The sequence below is a fragment of the Nocardiopsis prasina DSM 43845 genome (assembly GCF_000341265.1).
GTDB lineage: Bacteria > Actinomycetota > Actinomycetes > Streptosporangiales > Streptosporangiaceae > Nocardiopsis > Nocardiopsis prasina.
This window is the reverse complement of the sequence record NZ_ANAE01000087.1, coordinates 108,745-124,282: the sequence shown is the minus strand read 5'-3', so window position 1 is coordinate 124,282 and position 15,538 is coordinate 108,745. Positions and strand designations below refer to the sequence as shown.

Here is a 15,538-nt window from a genome sequence, read left to right as displayed (position 1 = left end):
GGGGCGTGCCCCGCCGACTCACCCGCACCGGACTCACCCTGGTCATGCCCGCCTGGGGCGGCTGGACCAGCGACCTGACCCTGGCGGCGGAGGTCTTCGGCCACTACCACCCGGACCGCCACGAGCTGATGCGCGCCGCCGCCCGCACCGCCCAGCGCCCCAGCGCCGACCGCGACCACCTGATCGACCTCCTCGAGGACCTCGCCCCCTGGCTGGCCAGGGAGTACACGGCCACCCACGGCCGAAAGGCCCCCAGGCCCACGGCCACCCACACCTGAGAAACCCGCCGCGCCCGGTTCGAGGGCGGCGCGTTTCCCATCTCCGCAGGGAAGGCGGATTCCAGCGCCACGAGCCGGACCAGGGAGGTCTCCCTGCTCAACGCGCCCCTTCTGCCCGTCAGCGATCAGCGTCGACCGCACGGTGGTTCACGACTGATCGACGGTGTGCGGTGTTGTCCAGTTGGCGAGAAGGGTGAGGGCTTCGTGAGAGGCCGTGCCCGGTTCGGTGCTGTAGAGGTAGAGGATCTGATGGTCGTCGCCCGGGAACGTCAGGGTTTCGAACTGTACGTCCAGTGTGCCGACGACGGGGTGATTCAAGCGTTTCGTGCCGTGGGTGCGCTGGTGCACGCGGTGTCCTGACCACCACTGACGGAACTCAGGGCTGGACAGCGAGAGCTCCCCGATGAGCTGTTGCGTTCCTGGGTCGTTGGGCGTAGCGGCGGAGTCGAGGCGGAGTGCTTCGACCGCGTTCCTGGCCTGTTCCTCCCAATCGCGAAACAAGACGTGGGCGTGCTCGTCGAGCAGTATCCAACGAGCGTAGTTGCGGTGCTTCGCAGGAAGCGCGTCGAAATCGGCGAACAGTGCCCTGGCGAGCGGGTTCGAGGCGAGGATGTCGGTGCGGCGCCCCAGGATGAGCGCGGCCTGCCCGGCGAAGGAGTTGAGGAGCTGATGGAGCGCGGGGCGGACCCGCTGCACGACGGGGCGGGTGTGGGTGGCGGAACTGCCCACCACGCCGATGAGGGTACGCAGGTAGGTTTCGCCTGCGTCGTCGAGGTCGAGTGCCTTGGTGAGTGCTTCGAGGACCTGCGTGGAGGGGACGATGTGCCGGCCTTGTTCGAGGCGGGTGTAGTAGTCGGTGGACACTCCGGCCAGGAGGGCGACCTCTTCGCGGCGCAGCCCGGGGACGCGGCGGATACGGCCGTCGGGGAGCAGCCCAGCGCGTTCCGGGTCGCGGCTCGCTCGCGCGCGGCGAAGGAACTCCCCGAGATCGCGGTGTGGATCGCTCATGCAACCATCCTCCCAAACCTGACGGGGTTGCGGCCGGAACCCGCCCGTGACGGACAAGCCCCGGTCGCGACCGGAGTGCTTGGTGCGCTCAGCGCACGTAGTCGGTGCTGTGTGCGAGTTCGCGTCCGGCGAGGATCTCCGCCTTCAACGAGTCAGCCTTGGTTTCGGCCAGGCCCGAGGAGTCGGAACCGAACTGCTGACGCAGCGGCCCGTTCTCGGACTGCGCGAGGGTCACCAGGGCCGTGGCCGCCTTGCCGGGGTCGCCGGGCTGGCTGCCGGGCATCGCCTGGTGCGCCTTGATCATCTCGCGAATGCCCGGGTAGGCGTCGGAGACCTCGACTGCGAGGGCGAGGGAGCTTCCGGTGAGGAAGTCGGTGTTGAAGTAGCCGGGCTCAACGATCGACACGCGGATGCCGAAATCAGCGACCTCCGCTGCGAGCGACTCCGACAGACACTCGACCGCGAACTTCGCGGCGCAGTACAGGCCCCAGCCGGGGAAGGAGAGCACGCCCAGGATCGGGGAGACGTTGATGATGTGGCCGCCACGGGCTGCGCGCATCTGGGGCAGGACGGCGCGGATGACGTTCCATGTGCCGCCGATCTGCACGTCGAACATCGTGGCCACGTCGGTGCCACTGGTCTCTTCGACCGCGCCGAGGTAACCGTAGCCAGCGTTGTTCACGACGACATCGATGTGCCCGAACAGCTCGGTGGTCGCGTTGACGGCACTGGTGACCTGCTCCTCGTCGGTGAGCGAAACCTCCAGGGCGAGCAGGTTCGCAGTGTCGACTCCGTCGAGCGCCGACAGCAGGCGGTCGGTGGAGCGGGTGGTCGCTGCGACCTGGTCGCCGCGACCCAGCAGGTTCTTCACCAGAGCCAGGCCGAGGCCTCGGGACGTTCCGGTCACGAACCAGACGGCGGGACGGTCAGTGGGGTAGGACATGGGTTCTCTTTCTTCGTGGACCCTTCCAGCCTCTCGACCAGACGACCCCTGCGAAGTGGGATATCAGGCCCCGTTGTGACTAGGTTTCGCAGTCCCACCCAAGCCGTACGCGCACGCGGGATCCGAGCCCCCAACGCCGCACGGAGCCCACCGCGATGCCCGTATCCAGTTCGGGTGGCTCCCCGCATGCCCTCAGCTCCTCGACCCGGGAGTGGTTCAACGGCACCCGCCCCGCCGCCGCCCCGGTGAGCGAACGCCCTACGGTTAGTGACCCAGAGTGATAGCGGCGCCAGCTGACCCAACGGCAGAATCCGCCGTCGAGGCAGCCCCCGAGGGCGGCCAGAAAGAGCCATAACCAGGGGAAACCTGCACAGACACGCCTCCACTCCAACCCGCGCACGTCATGTTTGGATCGACTCCCACACGAGCAGGATGCTAACGCACAGTAGTCAATCGATGCGGAGAGAGATGAAGCGCGTACTCGCCATCGTGGCCCTGACCGGCACCGCCTGGGCCCTGAGCGCGGGCCCTGCTGCCGCCAACGAACCGTTCGACCTCCAGCAGGCCTGCGCCCCGTTCGACTCGGCGCTCGCCATCGCCGGAATGGGCCCCATCTGTGGGGCGGACGACACCGCCTCGAACGGGGCCGAATGAGCTCGGTCCTCATCGGATCCGCGCGGACCTGATTTCCGCGGTCCCAGCGCAGCCCAGGCCGTTCGCCGAGCCCCCGCACAACGCCGATCCGTGCGGGGGCTTTCCACGCGTGGGGTGTAGCTCCGGCCTCGCCGCACGGTCGCCCCTCGTCGAGCGCGGCCTGCTCGGCAGGCCCAGTTCGGCCGAGCGAGGAAGTCGGCGACCTTGCGCGGCATGTCGAGGGGTGACCAGTGACTCCGGGGCGGGGATGTCCTCCTCGACGCCGGTGTGATCGGGCGGAAGGTCGGCGACGGCCTTGCTGCCCTTGGCCGTAACAGCGCGCAGTCCGTCGTAGGTCAGTTCCCGATGGAGTCGCGCTGGAGTTCGCCAGCGGCGGGCGGTGAGGTCCAGCGCGGAGAACGCGCCGTCATGGATGCGCAGTGCCACCTGCTTGCGGTGGTCCCGGGTCTCCTGCCGTCAAACCCTGTCAGCAATCACCATCGGATCTGAGGGGATGCGACCCGCCGCGCCCCCGGCTGCACGGGGCATGGGACGCGTCGGCCGCCTGTCGGTAATCGATCGTCACCGGCAGGCGCCACGAATGTTGAGGATCGCGTGCCAGTGTCAACGTTTCGGCCTCGGGTCAGGCTGGCGGGGCGGGGGGTATCTGGCGAGCATGGTCTGGACGGCCTGTTCGACGGCGCCGTGGATGTCGGAGGCTGCGGGGTTCCAGTCGGTCAGCAGCATGCGGGGCCACAGGACGTAGTTGGCGATCATGCCGAGGAACTGGTTCGCGGCGCTCACCGCGTCCGGGACGTCAGCGTTGCCCGCCTCGTGCTCGGCTTCCAGGTAGTGCTGGACGGAGGCGAAATAGGGCAGTTTGCCGAGCTGGAACTGCATCCGCCCCAGCTCGGGGAAACGAGGCAGTTCGGCGATGACGATCCGGAACAGGCCTGTCATACGGGGCTGGCCCATCAGGTCGGCGTAGCCGTGGCCGATGGCTGTCAGCCCGGAGCGCAGATCTCCCGCCTGTGGCCGCGCGGCGGCATCGCCGGCGTCGCGCTGCCAGGACTCCGTGACGATGGCCTCGAAGAGGGCCGCCTTGGTGGGGAACTGCTTGAACAGGGTGGACTTCGAGACCCCGGCCGCTTCGGCGATCCGGGCTAGTGAGGTGCCGTCGTAACCACGGTCCAAGAACAGTTCTGTGGCTGCGGTGGTGATCGCCTCGCGTTTTTGCTGAGCGAGCCTGCGGTGGTGTGCGGAGAGTTCTGCTGCCATGCGGCCAGTATGCCGCAGACCCGAGGCGAGTCACTTGACTCGCCTCAATAGGCCTGCTTGGGTACGAGGGTAAAGCGAGTCGACCGACTCGCATCCTATCTGTGGCGCCGGTTGAATTCCGGTAGCCGCGCGGTGGAGGAACAGCTCATGACGATCGACAAGATCGCTTTGGTGACCGGCGCGAATCGCGGCCTCGGACGTGGCGCGGCCATCGCTCTGGCCAGACGCGGGGTGCGGGTTCTGGTCACCCACCGCGGCGATGCGGCCGGGGCCGAGAAGACGGTGGAACAGGTACAGGCGGCCGGTGGGACCGCCGCTGTTCTCCGGCTCGACATCAGCGACGTCTCCTCCTTCGCGTCCTTCACCTCCGAACTGAGCGAGCAGCTGGAGCGCTGGGGTACTTCGCGGCTCGACATCGTGGTCAACAACGCGGGAGTGGGGATCTTCGGACCGCTGGAGGACGTCACGATCGACGATTTCGACACGGTGATGGGCACCAACGTCCGGGGCACGTTCTTCCTCATCCAGTCACTTGTGCCGCTGCTGGCCCAGGGTGGCCGCGTCATCAACATCTCGACGTCACTGACCCGCCACACCAGCCCCGCAACCTCGGTCTACTCCGCCTCGAAGGCCGCCGTCGAAGCCTTGAGCCGCACCCTCGCCGCAGAACTCGGCCCGCGCGGAATCCGGGTCAACTCCATCGCCCCGGGGCCGACCGCCACCGATTTCAACGGAGGAGCGATGCGGGACGACGCCGAGATGCGCCAGGGTCTGGCCGGACAGACCGCGCTCGGCCGCGTCGGCGAACCCGAGGAGATCGGCGACGCCATCGCCACGCTGGCCTCCGAGGGCCTGCGCTGGGTCACCGCCCAGCGAATCGAGGTCTCCGGCGGCGCCCTCCTCTGAGTGACCGGTCGACTAAAGAGACAGGAAGCGACGGCCCCGACTCCCTCCCCAGCCATGCCGTCGGGTACGCCTGGTGGATGGTGCCGCGCTTACCGGGGCACACATCGCGAGCGAGCTTGTAGCGGGACTCCTGCACGGTGAGCTGACGGTGGGTGTCGTCGACCGGTTCGACCACGCGGAGCAGGTCGTTGTCGAACAGCGCCTTCGGGCCCTCGACTTCCCCGCCCGCCTCCCGTCTGCCCCCAAGGTTCCGTGCCCGCCCCCAGGGGGCGGGCACGGGGTTGCTCACTGGGGTGCGCTGGCGGTGTCGCGCAAAGGGGCGCAGACCCTCGTAGGCGTCGGGGTGGGGAAGGCGTAGGAGCCCAGCAAGTAGAGCACGGCCCGGTCGAACACCGCCTTGGGGCCTTCAGGTCGCGGAAGACCCCTCGCGGACCTTCTTAATATCGTTTCGTTGGTAACGTTATTTAGTAAACGTTACGCAGATTTCGCAACGAAACAGAACCCCAAACCCCGGAAATCCTGACTTCCGATAAGTCAACCTTCTAGGAAGTCAGCCCCCCAGGGGCGCTCCAACCCCCTCCGGTGCCCCGATTCGGCCCGCCAACGTTATTGAGGCGCCTCCGCGACCCGCACAAACGAGATGGATACACCCCAGGCTGTACTGTCCGGGGTGTATCCGCTACGTCATCGAACGACTACCGAACGCCTGACGTGCCCTGGGCCCGACCCGCGCACGGGCCCTGCCCCCCCTACCGACCGGTCAGGGCGTGACGACGATCTTGCCCCGCACCCCGCCGCGTTCGAGCCTGTGGTGGGCCCGGGCGATCTCGTCCATCCCCAACACGGCACTGACCACCGGCGTGATGGTGCCCTGGTCCACCAGGGCGGCGAGCTCCTCCAGCTCCCCCGCCGACGGGTCGTTGCTGAACGCGCTCAGTCGGGTGCGCCGGTCCAGGCTGCCCACGGCCACCCACACGGCCGCCCGGATCGGTCGGCTCGGGTCCAACGCGAGCGGGAACAGCGTCCCTCCCCGGTTCAGCCGACCACGCACCTGATCCATGTGCGTGCCGACCAGGTCGACGATCACATCGAAACGCCCCAGGTCCTCCACCCGGGTCTGACGGTGGTCGAAGGTCTCCGAGGCACCCAGCTCACCCAACCAGGAAAGGTGGTCGGCTCCCGCCAGCGCGGTGACATGCGCACCAAGGGAGGCACCGAGTTGCACGGCGACCACCCCCACACCCCCGGCCGCTCCGCGCACCAACAGCCGCTGCCCCGCACTCAACCGCACCCGGCGGGTCAGGGCGTGCAACGCCGTCGTGCCCGAGGCAGGCAACGCGGCGGCCTCCTGAGCCGAGACCGAACGCGGGGCCGCGGCGACACGCTCCTGCGGCACGACGACCGACTCGGCGATGGACCCGAAGGTGCCGCGCGGCATCACCCCCCACACCACATCACCGACCTTCACCCGGGTGACGGCTCCGCCCACCTGGGCGACCGACCCCACGAAATCGACACCCGTCCCAGCGGGGAGGCTCTGGCGCAACACACGGCGCAACCGCCCCGCCCGAATGGGCACCTCACCACCGCCGACAGCGGCGGCGGACACCTCCACCCGCACATAGGTGGCGCCCACCGGGGGTGTGGTGAGCCCGTCGACGACGGCCAGAACCTCCGGCCCCCCGTAGCGGTCGTAGCGGACTGCGCGCATGATTCCTCCTCGTGCGGGGAAGCCCCCGCCGTGCCTGTGGGTTGCCACCGGTGGCGACCGGTGACAGAAGTGGGCAACCAGCCCCCGCCGACCACCCATCCCGACGACGGTGAAGTGAGACAACCCATGGCCCAGGACACGCAGATCCACCCCGAAGCCGCCCCCCGGGAACTGCGGCAGGACGCCCGACGCAACCGACTCAACGTGCTCAGGGCCGCCCGGGCGGTCTTTCGCGATCGCGGCCTGGAGGCCACCCTCCAGACCGTCGCCCACCACGCCGGGGTCTCGGCCGCCACCGTCCACCGACGCTTCCCCGGACGCGACGCGCTCGTTGAGGACCTGGCCGCACAGGCCGAACAGGAACTCGTGGAGCGCTTCGGGGAGCTGACCCGCACCGTCCCGGCCGACCTGGCGTTGGAGCGCGCCCTACGGATCGTCGCCGCAGAGACGGTCGCCACCCGCGCGTGCACTCCGGACCACCGGGAACGCTTCGCCGATCGCGCGCACGCCCTCGACGAGCGCCTCCACCAGGAACTGCACCGGCTTTTGGTGCGCGCTGGAGAAGGCGGCCAGATCGCGGCGACGGTCACCGACCAGGACCTGCGGCTGGTCACGGGCGCCGTCACCGCGGCCGTGACCGCCGAACCGGACGCGCAGCGGGCCAACTGGGCGGCCCAGCGGGTGGTGACGCACTTCGTGCGGTCCTTCCGCACCACCGACTGACCGGTCTCGCGCACGGGGCCCTTCGGTGGGGCGCGGGGCCGGGCTCCCCACCCGTGTCATGGCCTTCAGGTGTCCTGGTTGGATGCCGGGGGTTCGGGGGAGTTCCGCGTGGCCTCGGCGCCGGTCCCGGAAGCGGTTTCGTTGGTCAGGCGCTCGGTCTCGGAGTCGTAGGCCTGGCCCGCCTCCTTCACGGCGGCCGCCCTGCGGGACCGCTGGTCACCGGCGGTGAGGAACACGGGGTACATCGCCATGACCAGAATCAGCGCGACCATGATCCACAGGGCGTACCGGTCGATCAACAGGACGATGTCCACGCCGGTCCGTCCCGAGGAGAAGCCGATGTGGGCCACCGTCGAGGTGACCATCAGGGCCCCCAGGACGTCCATGAGCACGTAGGTCCGCAGGCGCATCCCACTGGTACCGGCCAGGACACAGACGATCTGGCTCGGCACACCGGGCAGGTAGGCGAACACGACCAGGACGCGCAGGACCCAGGGGTTCATCGCCCTGAGGCGCTCGGCGAAGCGCTGGGCCCGGTCGGTTGGTGCCATGAAGCGGATGATCCGAACTCCCCAGTGGCGCCCCAACCACCAGAAGAACCAGTTCAGCTTGACCTTGCCGACAACGCCGGCCAGCACGATCACCCACAGGGTTCCCTGACCGGCACCGGCGAAGGCCCCGCCAGCACCGATCGCGGCGTAACTGCCGGTGATGGCGGCCAGGAGCACGGGATGGTCCGCGATCAGCAGAGGTCGCAGCGGGATGGTCAGGGCCAGCAGCAGAGGCAGGCCGATCATGAGGCCGAGCAGGACCTTGTCCTGAGTCCGGGGTCTTCCGTCCCAGAGCCTCATCGCCCTGAGGTGTTCCCTGCTCAGCTCCCTCTCCCGTAGCTCCCAATCCTTCAGAGCATCGTTGATGGCTTCATCGCGAGTGGGGCGAGGGCTGCCTGAGGCATCCTGCTGGGGGGTGGCGTTCGCGGTCATGGCAACACTCTGCCCTGTGGGAGGGACCCCTTGATAGGTGCGGAGCCATACCGAGCATCTCGGCGGTGGTGCGGAGTCGGCGGGCAACCCGGTGCGCTCGAAGACCTCCAGGAGCAGTTCGGGGAAGTCCAGGCGACTTCTTCCTGAGAGAGATCGCCGTCGCGGGCCAACCCGTTCGCGAGGGCGAACGCCGCTGGAAACCGGCCGTAGCGGTGGGGGCCTCCCCGGCATGGCCTCGTCTGCATGTACAGGCCGGGCCCCGAACGGGCGCCTCGGCTCATCGACTCGGCCGGATCCCCTCAGCGCCCCTTGGAGGTTCTGGCCACCGCGAGCTGGATCCGCGAGGAACACAGGGGCCGGCCGACCTCAAGGGCCGCCGCGCTCAAGGTGCGGAGCCCCGCGGATCGTCTCCGTGCACCGGCGTGCCGAGTCATCGAAAGCGGTTCCACGCCGCCTCCGCGCACAGGGCGCTCGTCCGTCGTGGTCAAGAGTCGTCCAAGCCGCCGTGATCACCTGGGGATTCGGGTACGGCAGGGGAAAGAAGTGGCCGATGACGGGGGGAGTGACCATGGTGGGTCCGATTCTGATCACGGGCGCCGGCAGCGGGTTCGGCCGGGAGGTGGCGCTGCGGTTGGCCGCGGAGGGCCACGAGGTGATCGCGGGGGTGGAGATCATCGCCCAGGTGGCGGAGCTGCGATCCCAGGCCCAGGCGAGGGGTGTCGCGTTGCGAGTGGAGAAGCTGGACGTCACCGACCCCGGAGACCGTGAACGCGCCTGGACCTGGGACGTGGAGGTGCTCCTCAACAACGCCGGGGTGTCCGAGGGCGGCTCCGTGGCCGACATCCCCGAGGAACGGATACGCCGCCAGTTCGAGGTGAACGTCCTCGGAACCGTGCTGCTCACCCAGGGGATCGCCCGGAGCATGGCGCGTCACCGCCGGGGACGGATCGTGTTCATGTCCTCGGTCGCCGGACTGACCACGGATCCCTTCACGGGCGCCTACTCCGCGTCCAAGCACGCGGTGGAGGCCTTCGCCGACGCTCTGGACCAGGAGATGGCCGAGTTCGGTGTCAGGGTCGCCACGATCAACCCCGGCCCCTTCCTCACCGGGTTCAACGACACCATGTTCGAGACGTGGAAGGAGTGGCGCGACGATCCCCACGGGCGCCTGTTCGACTACTCCGAGCTGGCCTTTCCCCATGAGCAGTATGACCCCGAGCCCGTGTACGCCGTGACGGTCGCGGTCCTCCTCGGGCAGGACACCCGCTACCGGCACGTGCTCCCCGCCGAGATGGAGGAGGGTGTGCGCGCACAGGTGGANCGCCACCGGCGCCCGCCGCCCCGCGCTGATTCGGAGGGCGTACGAGATCGCACCGGGGACCTCCGTGCAGGAGTGAGGAGCGCGTCGGGGCGTGTCCGGGAGGGCCGTGGGGTGACCGCCTCATGTGGTCGCCCCGTCCGTACCGGGCATTCGGGAGCAGCGAGCGGCCCCCGCCTCCCGGGCGTGATCCGGGCGGCGGGGGCGGGTGCTCGACTTCAGGGGGCCTCGTCGGTGGTGGTCGACCCCAGCTCGTTCAGCCAGGCCAGGTGGCTCGCCAGGGCCGTGCGCCCCTGGGGGGTCAGGCGGAACCAGGTCTTGGGGCGGCGACCGACCGCTCCCTTGCGGACCTCCAGGTAGCCGGCGTCCTCCAGGGTGCGGCTGTGTTTGGAGACCATCGGGTCGCTGATGCCGATCAGGTCGCGCACGGTGGCGAAGTCGATCCACTTGGCGCCCTGGAGGAGCGCGCACATCGCCAGGCGGGGGCCGGTCTCCAGTTCCGTGTGGCGCTGAGCGTTCACGCCCGTACCCGGCCGTCCTCGATGTCACGGCGCATGGAGGCGTGCACCCACAGGTAGCCGCCCAGCGAGGCCAGCGCCACGGGTCCCAGCACGGCCAGGGCCAGGCCCTCCTGTCCCCGTCCGACCAGGGTGTGGATGGCGATCAGTCCGAGGACCGTGACGATCATGACGACCACGCGCGGGCGCCGGGCGCTGGGGTAGGCGCTGGCCCAGCGCGGCAGGGTGACACCGGTGCGCCGTCGACGAACCCAGCTCAGGCCAGCCGCCGCCAGGGCCACCACGACCAGGATCCACTGGAGGTAGCGGGCGTCGATGGACAGCAGGGGCATCCAGATCGGCAGCCCGGCGACCAACGTGCAGCCGACCGCCTGGACGACCCAGAAGGAGGCGGGCGGTGCGGTGTGGGCGGCGAGCCTGCGGCGGGCCTCGGCGGCCTGGTCGAGCGGGGGTGTGGGGTCGGCGTCCAAGACCATCTCCTGTCCGTTCATCAATTACTTTCCAAAAAGAAAGTAGATTCCATGAAGGGGTGCTGTCAACCCCGGGAACCGCGCGACCCGGCGCCGCCGTGGGCCAGCCCGCGAACACCCCCTGGGTGGTGCTACGCGATCCCGAGGGCAACGAGTTCTGCCTTCTCCAGCCACGGGACGAGGAAAACAGGCGAACGCGCGGCCCCGCCCGCGTCGACGAGCCGCCGTCGCGGCGCGGGACCGCCCGACCCGAAACCGAGCGGCCCCACCCCCCACCGCCCAGGGTCACAGGGCGTGGCCGCCCGCGACCTGCACCACCTGCCCCGTCACCCAACGGGCCTGATGGGAGGCCAGGAACACCACCGCGTCAGCGATGTCGCCCGGCTCACCCACCCGACCCATCGGAATCACCTCCCGGGCCCGCTCCAGCAGCTCCGCGTCCATCCACCCCGTCTGGACCGGCCCCGGAGCGACCGCGTTCACACGCACACCGCTCCCGGCCAGGTCCAACGCCATCGACCGGGTCAACGCCTCCAACGCCGCCTTCGACGTCCCGTAACCGGTCTGGCCGGGAAAGGCCCGCGCCGCGTCGGTGGAGATGTTCACGACGCACAGGGGCTCCCCCTCCCGGCGCCGCCCCACGACCTCGGAGGTCAGCACGGCCGGAGCGACGGCGTTGACCCGGTAGTGGCGCTCCAACGAGGCGTGCGTGAACGACCCGACACCGTCGGGGCTCTCACAGTGCGCGGCGTTGTTGACCAGCACGTGGACCGCCCCGGCCCGCTCGGCCACCTCACCCGCAAGAAGGGACGGCCCCTCGGGGTCGGACAGGTCGGCGCTCACAGCGAAGGAACCGTGGCCCAGCTCGCTCGACAACCGGTGGGCCTCCTCCTCGTCGGGGGTCACGTGCGCCCACACGGTGTCCTTGGGCGCGGGCCGCTCCTGTGCCAGACAGTGGACGGCCACGCGCGCCCCCTGCGCGGCGAAGGCGCGGCTGATCGCCGCGCCGATGTTGCCGGAACCGCCCGTGACCAGGACGGTGCGTCCCGCGAGGCCGGTGTCGATCATCAGTTCCCCTCCATGGGTGTTGGCTCGAACAGACACAAGAACACACCGGACGAGGAGGGCCACGGGGCCAACACGGGAACACGAAAGAAGGAGAATCGACAGGCACGGGCGTCCTGGACCAGGGCGGGATCACCACCCGGCAGTGACGCTCGCCCTCACTCCCGAGCCAGCGCCACCACCCGCCCCAGGTGGTACTCCACGATGCCCAACATCTCAGCCCGGTCAGGATAGTCCCCGTCCAACAACCGCAACGGCCCTGCCACCAACGACAGGTGCTCGGCCCACGTGTACAACTCCGTGCGCGCCGGGTCCAACCCCGGCCGCTCCAGGTACCGGTACAGGTCACCGAACCGGAACCGCAGGAACACGTGCTCCCACTCGACGTCGAAGAACATCAACCCCTCGACGTCGATCAGCACCGGCTCCCCCGCCGGGTCCACCAACACGTGGTCGGGCCCCAGTTCGCTGTGCACCAACCCGTGTTCGAACCTGGGCCCCACCCGTTCGAACAACTCGTCCAACCGCACCCGCACCCGGGAGGAGACCTCCGCCAACTCCGGCCTGCGCCGCGCCCCCTCGTCCAGATCCACCAACGCGTGCTCCACCACCAGCTCCGCACACGAACGATCCCGCACCAGCGGCCGCGACACCTTTCCCACCCCCGCCTCCGAACGGGTGCCCATCGCCGCCAACGCCTCACCCAACCGGCCCAGCACCCCCCGCACGAAGGCGGGATCACCGTGGGCCATGTGCTCCTCCAGCGTGGGGCCACCCACGTCCTCCACCAGAGCCACGTCCGCGCCCAACTCCCGGTGGTCGCGCTCCACCCACAACACACGCGGGGTACGCACCCCCACCGACGCCAACGCCTCGGTGGCACCCACGAACAGGTCCAGGCCGTCAGCGTGCGCGAAGGGCCCCTCCCCGGTGTGCGGCTCCGGCCAGTAGTTCTCCGCGCCACTCCACACGTAGGCGACGACACTGGAGTCATCGGCCAGCACCAACCGGTACACGCCCTTCTTCGTGCCGCCGCGCAACCGCTCCACGCCCACGACACGGCCCCGACCTCCCAGGGCGCGACGGGCCAGTTCCTTCAAGGGGGCTGTGGGAGAGAAGGCACGCATCGAACACCTCAAAGGGGGGTGGGGGGCCACAACCACATCAGCCTAGACTCCCGCCCCTTCGTCGACCCCAGGCAGGCTCACCGTCCCCCCGCGTTCACACTCCGTTACACGCCCTTGGCTAGCCTCACCAGCGTCCCGCCCCCACACGAAGGCGACCCCCTGATGACCGCCTCCCCCCGCTCGGCCACACGCCGCCCGCTGCGCATCCGCCACGCCCTGGCCCTGCTCGGCGCCAGCGCCCTGACCCTGACCCCCGTCGTGGCCCTGCCCGTCACCGCCGCCGCCCAGCAGGCCCCCGAACGCCTCACCCTGTCCCCCACCGCCGACCCCGCCACCTCCCAGACCGTGACCTGGCGCGCCGACCACGGCCCCGACGCCGTCCTGGAGATCGCCCCCAGCACCGACCCCGACCAGGTCACCCCCGTCCCAGGGCACGTCAGCGGCCACGCGGGCGCCACCCACTACGCCGCCACCGCCACCGGCCTGACCCCCGACACCACCTACCGCTACCGGGTGGGCGACGGCGACCGCACCGTCGGCGACTGGCACACCTTCACCACCGCCTCCCAGGACGCCGACCCCTTCAGCTTCCTGTACTTCGGCGACATCCAGAACGACATCACCTCGGGCGCCGCCCCGGTGGTACGCGCCGCCCTGGCCGCCGCACCCGACGCCGAACTCGCCGTGCACGCCGGAGACCTGATCGACCACGCCAACAGCGACTCCCAGTGGGGAGAGTGGTACAACGCCTTCGGCACCCGGACCACCGGCGGCATCAACCACGTGACCGCACCCGGCAACCACGAGTACTCCGGCAGCAACCTCAGCGACCACTGGACCCCGCAGTTCCCCGGCGCGGGCAACGGCCCCACCCAGGGCGCCGACCTGAACGAGACCGTCTACCACACCGACTACCAGGGCGTCCGGTTCGTGGTCCTGAACTCCAACTACCGCAACACCACCCCACTGCGCCCCGGCGCGTGGCTGGACACCCAGCAGGAGTGGCTCGACCAGGTCCTGGACGACAACCCCCACCCGTGGACCGTGGTCACCTTCCACCACCCGGTCTTCTCCAACAGCCCCGGCCGCGACAACGCCCCCCTGCGCCAGTCCTGGCTCCCGACCCTGGAGAAGCACGACGTGGACCTGGTCCTCCAGGGCCACGACCACTCCTACAGCCGCGGCAACCTGACCGCGAACCGCACCGAGGACCCCCGCACCCACACCGGCCCGGTGTACGCGGTCACGGTCACCGGACCCAAGATGTACGACGCCCGGGACGACAACTGGACCGCGAACGGCGCCGAGGCCCGCGTCCAGCTCACCGACACCCAGACCTTCCAGACCGTGGAGGTGGACGGCCCCACCCTGGAGTACGTCGCGCGCACCGCCGACGGCCGGGTCGTGGACTCCTTCACCATCGTCAAGGACGACCAGGGCAAACGCGTGACCACCACGTCCTGACCGGACCCTCCCCCTGGGGGCGCCCGAAGCCGCGTGCGGGCGGCTCGGGCGCCCCGCCCCGTCTTCGGGGTGCCTAGTGGGCCCGGTCCAGAGCCGACTGGGCCTCGGCCATGACCAGGTCGGCGTTGATCGCCGCCCCCGCCCGGTTACCCGCCGCGGCCGACCCGATCACCTGCTCACTCAGCGAGGTGACGTTGCCCGCCGCCCACACCCCCGGCACCGAGGTCGCACCCATCGCGTCCACCTCCACGTGGGTGCCCATGACGTGCTCACCCATCCGCTGCTCGCTCACCGCCACCCCCAGATCGGTCAGCAGCCCCGCACGCGCACGCATGAACGTGGGCACCACCACCGCACGCACCGCGACCACCGCGCCGTCGCGAGTGCGCACCCCGCTCACCCCCCGGTCGTCGGACTCCACCGCCCGGACCGGGGTGTCGACCACGGTCACCCCGCGTGCCAGCAGCTTCTCCCGCCCCTGCGGGCCCATGTCCCGGTCAGGGTCGGCGAACACCGTCACCCGATCGGTCCACTGCCGCCACAACAGTCCCGCGTGCACCGCCACCGGACCGTCGGCCACCACCGCCACCGGCTCATCACGCACCTCCCACCCGTGGCAGTACGGGCAGTGCAGCACCCCCGAACCCCAGTGCTCGGCCAACCCCGCGATGTCGGGCAGCTCGTCCACCAACCCCGTGGTCACCAGCAACCGCCGGGCCACGACCACCGAACCGTCCTCACACCCGACCCGAAACCCCGACCCGGCCCGCTCCACCGACACCACCCGCCCCGAGGCGACCACACCCCCGTAGGAAGCCACCTCCGCGCGGCCGCGCTCCAACAGCTCCCCCGGGGCGACCCCCTCCGACCCCAGCAGTCCGTGCACCCCCTCAGCAGGGGCGTTACGCGGACGCCCCTCGTCCACCACCAACACCGACCGGCGCGCCCGAGCCAGCACCAAAGCGCCCGCCAAACCAGCCACACCACCACCGACCACCACGACATCCACATCGTGCACGGGTGCGTTCATCACAGACCTCCCTGAGTTCGTGCCCCCATACTCACCCCCACCCCACCACCCGACAACAAACCTTGCCAGAACAGCAAAACACC

Annotated in this window: 14 protein-coding genes and 2 pseudogenes; 6 read left to right on the top strand and 10 right to left on the bottom strand. The window is 69.9% G+C overall.

All coding sequences use genetic code 11. From position 1 onward, the window contains the following. Window positions 1-278, top strand: a pseudogene (locus D452_RS0105890) (nucleotidyltransferase); the annotation flags it as partial. Window positions 279-425: 147 nt separating this feature from the next. Here D452_RS0105890 and D452_RS0105885 read toward each other — a convergent pair. Together D452_RS0105885 and D452_RS0105880 are read right to left on the bottom strand one after the other, a co-directional pair. Continuing rightward, window positions 426-1,286, bottom strand: coding sequence for a helix-turn-helix domain-containing protein (locus D452_RS0105885; protein WP_017543220.1), 861 nt, complete (start codon window positions 1,284-1,286; stop codon window positions 426-428). 88 nt (window positions 1,287-1,374) lie between these two features. After that, a complete protein-coding gene (locus D452_RS0105880) occupies window positions 1,375-2,229 on the bottom strand; it encodes an SDR family oxidoreductase (RefSeq protein ID WP_017543219.1) in 855 nt (284 codons plus the stop codon). A 468-nt stretch (window positions 2,230-2,697) separates the two neighbouring features. On the opposite strand from D452_RS0105880, the gene D452_RS30230 reads away from it, so the two are divergent. Continuing rightward, a complete protein-coding gene (locus D452_RS30230) occupies window positions 2,698-2,883 on the top strand; it encodes a hypothetical protein (RefSeq protein WP_017543218.1) in 186 nt (61 codons plus the stop codon). A 603-nt stretch (window positions 2,884-3,486) separates the two neighbouring features. Here the strand turns inward: D452_RS30230 and D452_RS27775 are convergent. Continuing rightward, a complete protein-coding gene (locus D452_RS27775) occupies window positions 3,487-4,140 on the bottom strand; it encodes a TetR/AcrR family transcriptional regulator (RefSeq protein ID WP_040693183.1) in 654 nt (217 codons plus the stop codon). A 147-nt stretch (window positions 4,141-4,287) separates the two neighbouring features. Here D452_RS27775 and D452_RS0105865 point away from each other — a divergent pair, with 147 nt between their 5' ends. Continuing rightward, a complete protein-coding gene (locus D452_RS0105865; RefSeq protein ID WP_017543216.1) occupies window positions 4,288-5,046 on the top strand; it encodes an SDR family NAD(P)-dependent oxidoreductase in 759 nt (252 codons plus the stop codon). Window positions 5,047-5,806: 760 nt separating this feature from the next. On the opposite strand, the gene D452_RS0105855 is transcribed toward D452_RS0105865, so the two are convergent. After that, window positions 5,807-6,757, bottom strand: a complete 951-nt coding sequence (locus D452_RS0105855) for an NADP-dependent oxidoreductase (protein WP_017543214.1) — start codon at window positions 6,755-6,757, stop codon at window positions 5,807-5,809. 126 nt (window positions 6,758-6,883) lie between these two features. Between D452_RS0105855 and D452_RS0105850 the strand changes: the two genes are divergently transcribed. Next, on the top strand, window positions 6,884-7,480 hold the full coding sequence (locus tag D452_RS0105850; protein ID WP_017543213.1) for a TetR/AcrR family transcriptional regulator: 597 nt from the start codon (window positions 6,884-6,886) through the stop codon (window positions 7,478-7,480). Between the two features lie 65 nt (window positions 7,481-7,545). Here the strand turns inward: D452_RS0105850 and D452_RS27770 are convergent, their stop codons facing one another. After that, window positions 7,546-8,331 (bottom strand): DedA family protein, encoded by a 786-nt coding sequence (locus D452_RS27770; RefSeq protein WP_017543212.1) that lies wholly within the window; start codon window positions 8,329-8,331, stop codon window positions 7,546-7,548. Window positions 8,332-8,692: 361 nt separating this feature from the next. Here D452_RS27770 and D452_RS27765 point away from each other — a divergent pair. Beyond that, window positions 8,693-9,721 (top strand): annotated as a pseudogene (locus tag D452_RS27765) (SDR family oxidoreductase); the annotation flags it as partial. A 278-nt stretch (window positions 9,722-9,999) separates the two neighbouring features. Here D452_RS27765 and D452_RS0105835 read toward each other — a convergent pair. The 4 genes from D452_RS0105835 to D452_RS0105820 form a co-directional block, all read right to left on the bottom strand. Continuing rightward, complete coding sequence (locus tag D452_RS0105835; protein WP_026129007.1) at window positions 10,000-10,302, bottom strand: winged helix-turn-helix domain-containing protein; 303 nt, start codon at window positions 10,300-10,302, stop codon at window positions 10,000-10,002. Next, entirely contained in the window at window positions 10,299-10,790 is a 492-nt protein-coding gene (locus tag D452_RS0105830; RefSeq protein ID WP_017543210.1) for a hypothetical protein, read from the bottom strand. Before D452_RS0105830 ends, D452_RS0105835 begins: the two co-directional genes overlap by 4 nt. 264 nt (window positions 10,791-11,054) lie before the next feature. After that, window positions 11,055-11,837 (bottom strand): SDR family NAD(P)-dependent oxidoreductase, encoded by a 783-nt coding sequence (locus tag D452_RS0105825; RefSeq protein WP_017543209.1) that lies wholly within the window; start codon window positions 11,835-11,837, stop codon window positions 11,055-11,057. 155 nt (window positions 11,838-11,992) lie between these two features. Then, window positions 11,993-12,961: a phosphotransferase family protein gene (locus tag D452_RS0105820; RefSeq protein ID WP_026129005.1), complete on the bottom strand. Its 969-nt coding sequence runs from the start codon at window positions 12,959-12,961 to the stop codon at window positions 11,993-11,995. A gap of 162 nt (window positions 12,962-13,123) precedes the next feature. On the opposite strand from D452_RS0105820, the gene D452_RS0105815 reads away from it, so the two are divergent. Next, the gene (locus D452_RS0105815) at window positions 13,124-14,425 is read left to right on the top strand and encodes a purple acid phosphatase family protein (protein ID WP_017543207.1); all 1,302 of its coding nucleotides are present in this window, start codon (window positions 13,124-13,126) and stop codon (window positions 14,423-14,425) included. 73 nt (window positions 14,426-14,498) lie between these two features. Here D452_RS0105815 and D452_RS0105810 read toward each other — a convergent pair whose 3' ends face one another. Beyond that, the gene (locus D452_RS0105810; protein WP_086002843.1) at window positions 14,499-15,455 is read right to left on the bottom strand and encodes an NAD(P)/FAD-dependent oxidoreductase; all 957 of its coding nucleotides are present in this window, start codon (window positions 15,453-15,455) and stop codon (window positions 14,499-14,501) included. Window positions 15,456-15,538: the final 83 nt, after the last annotated feature.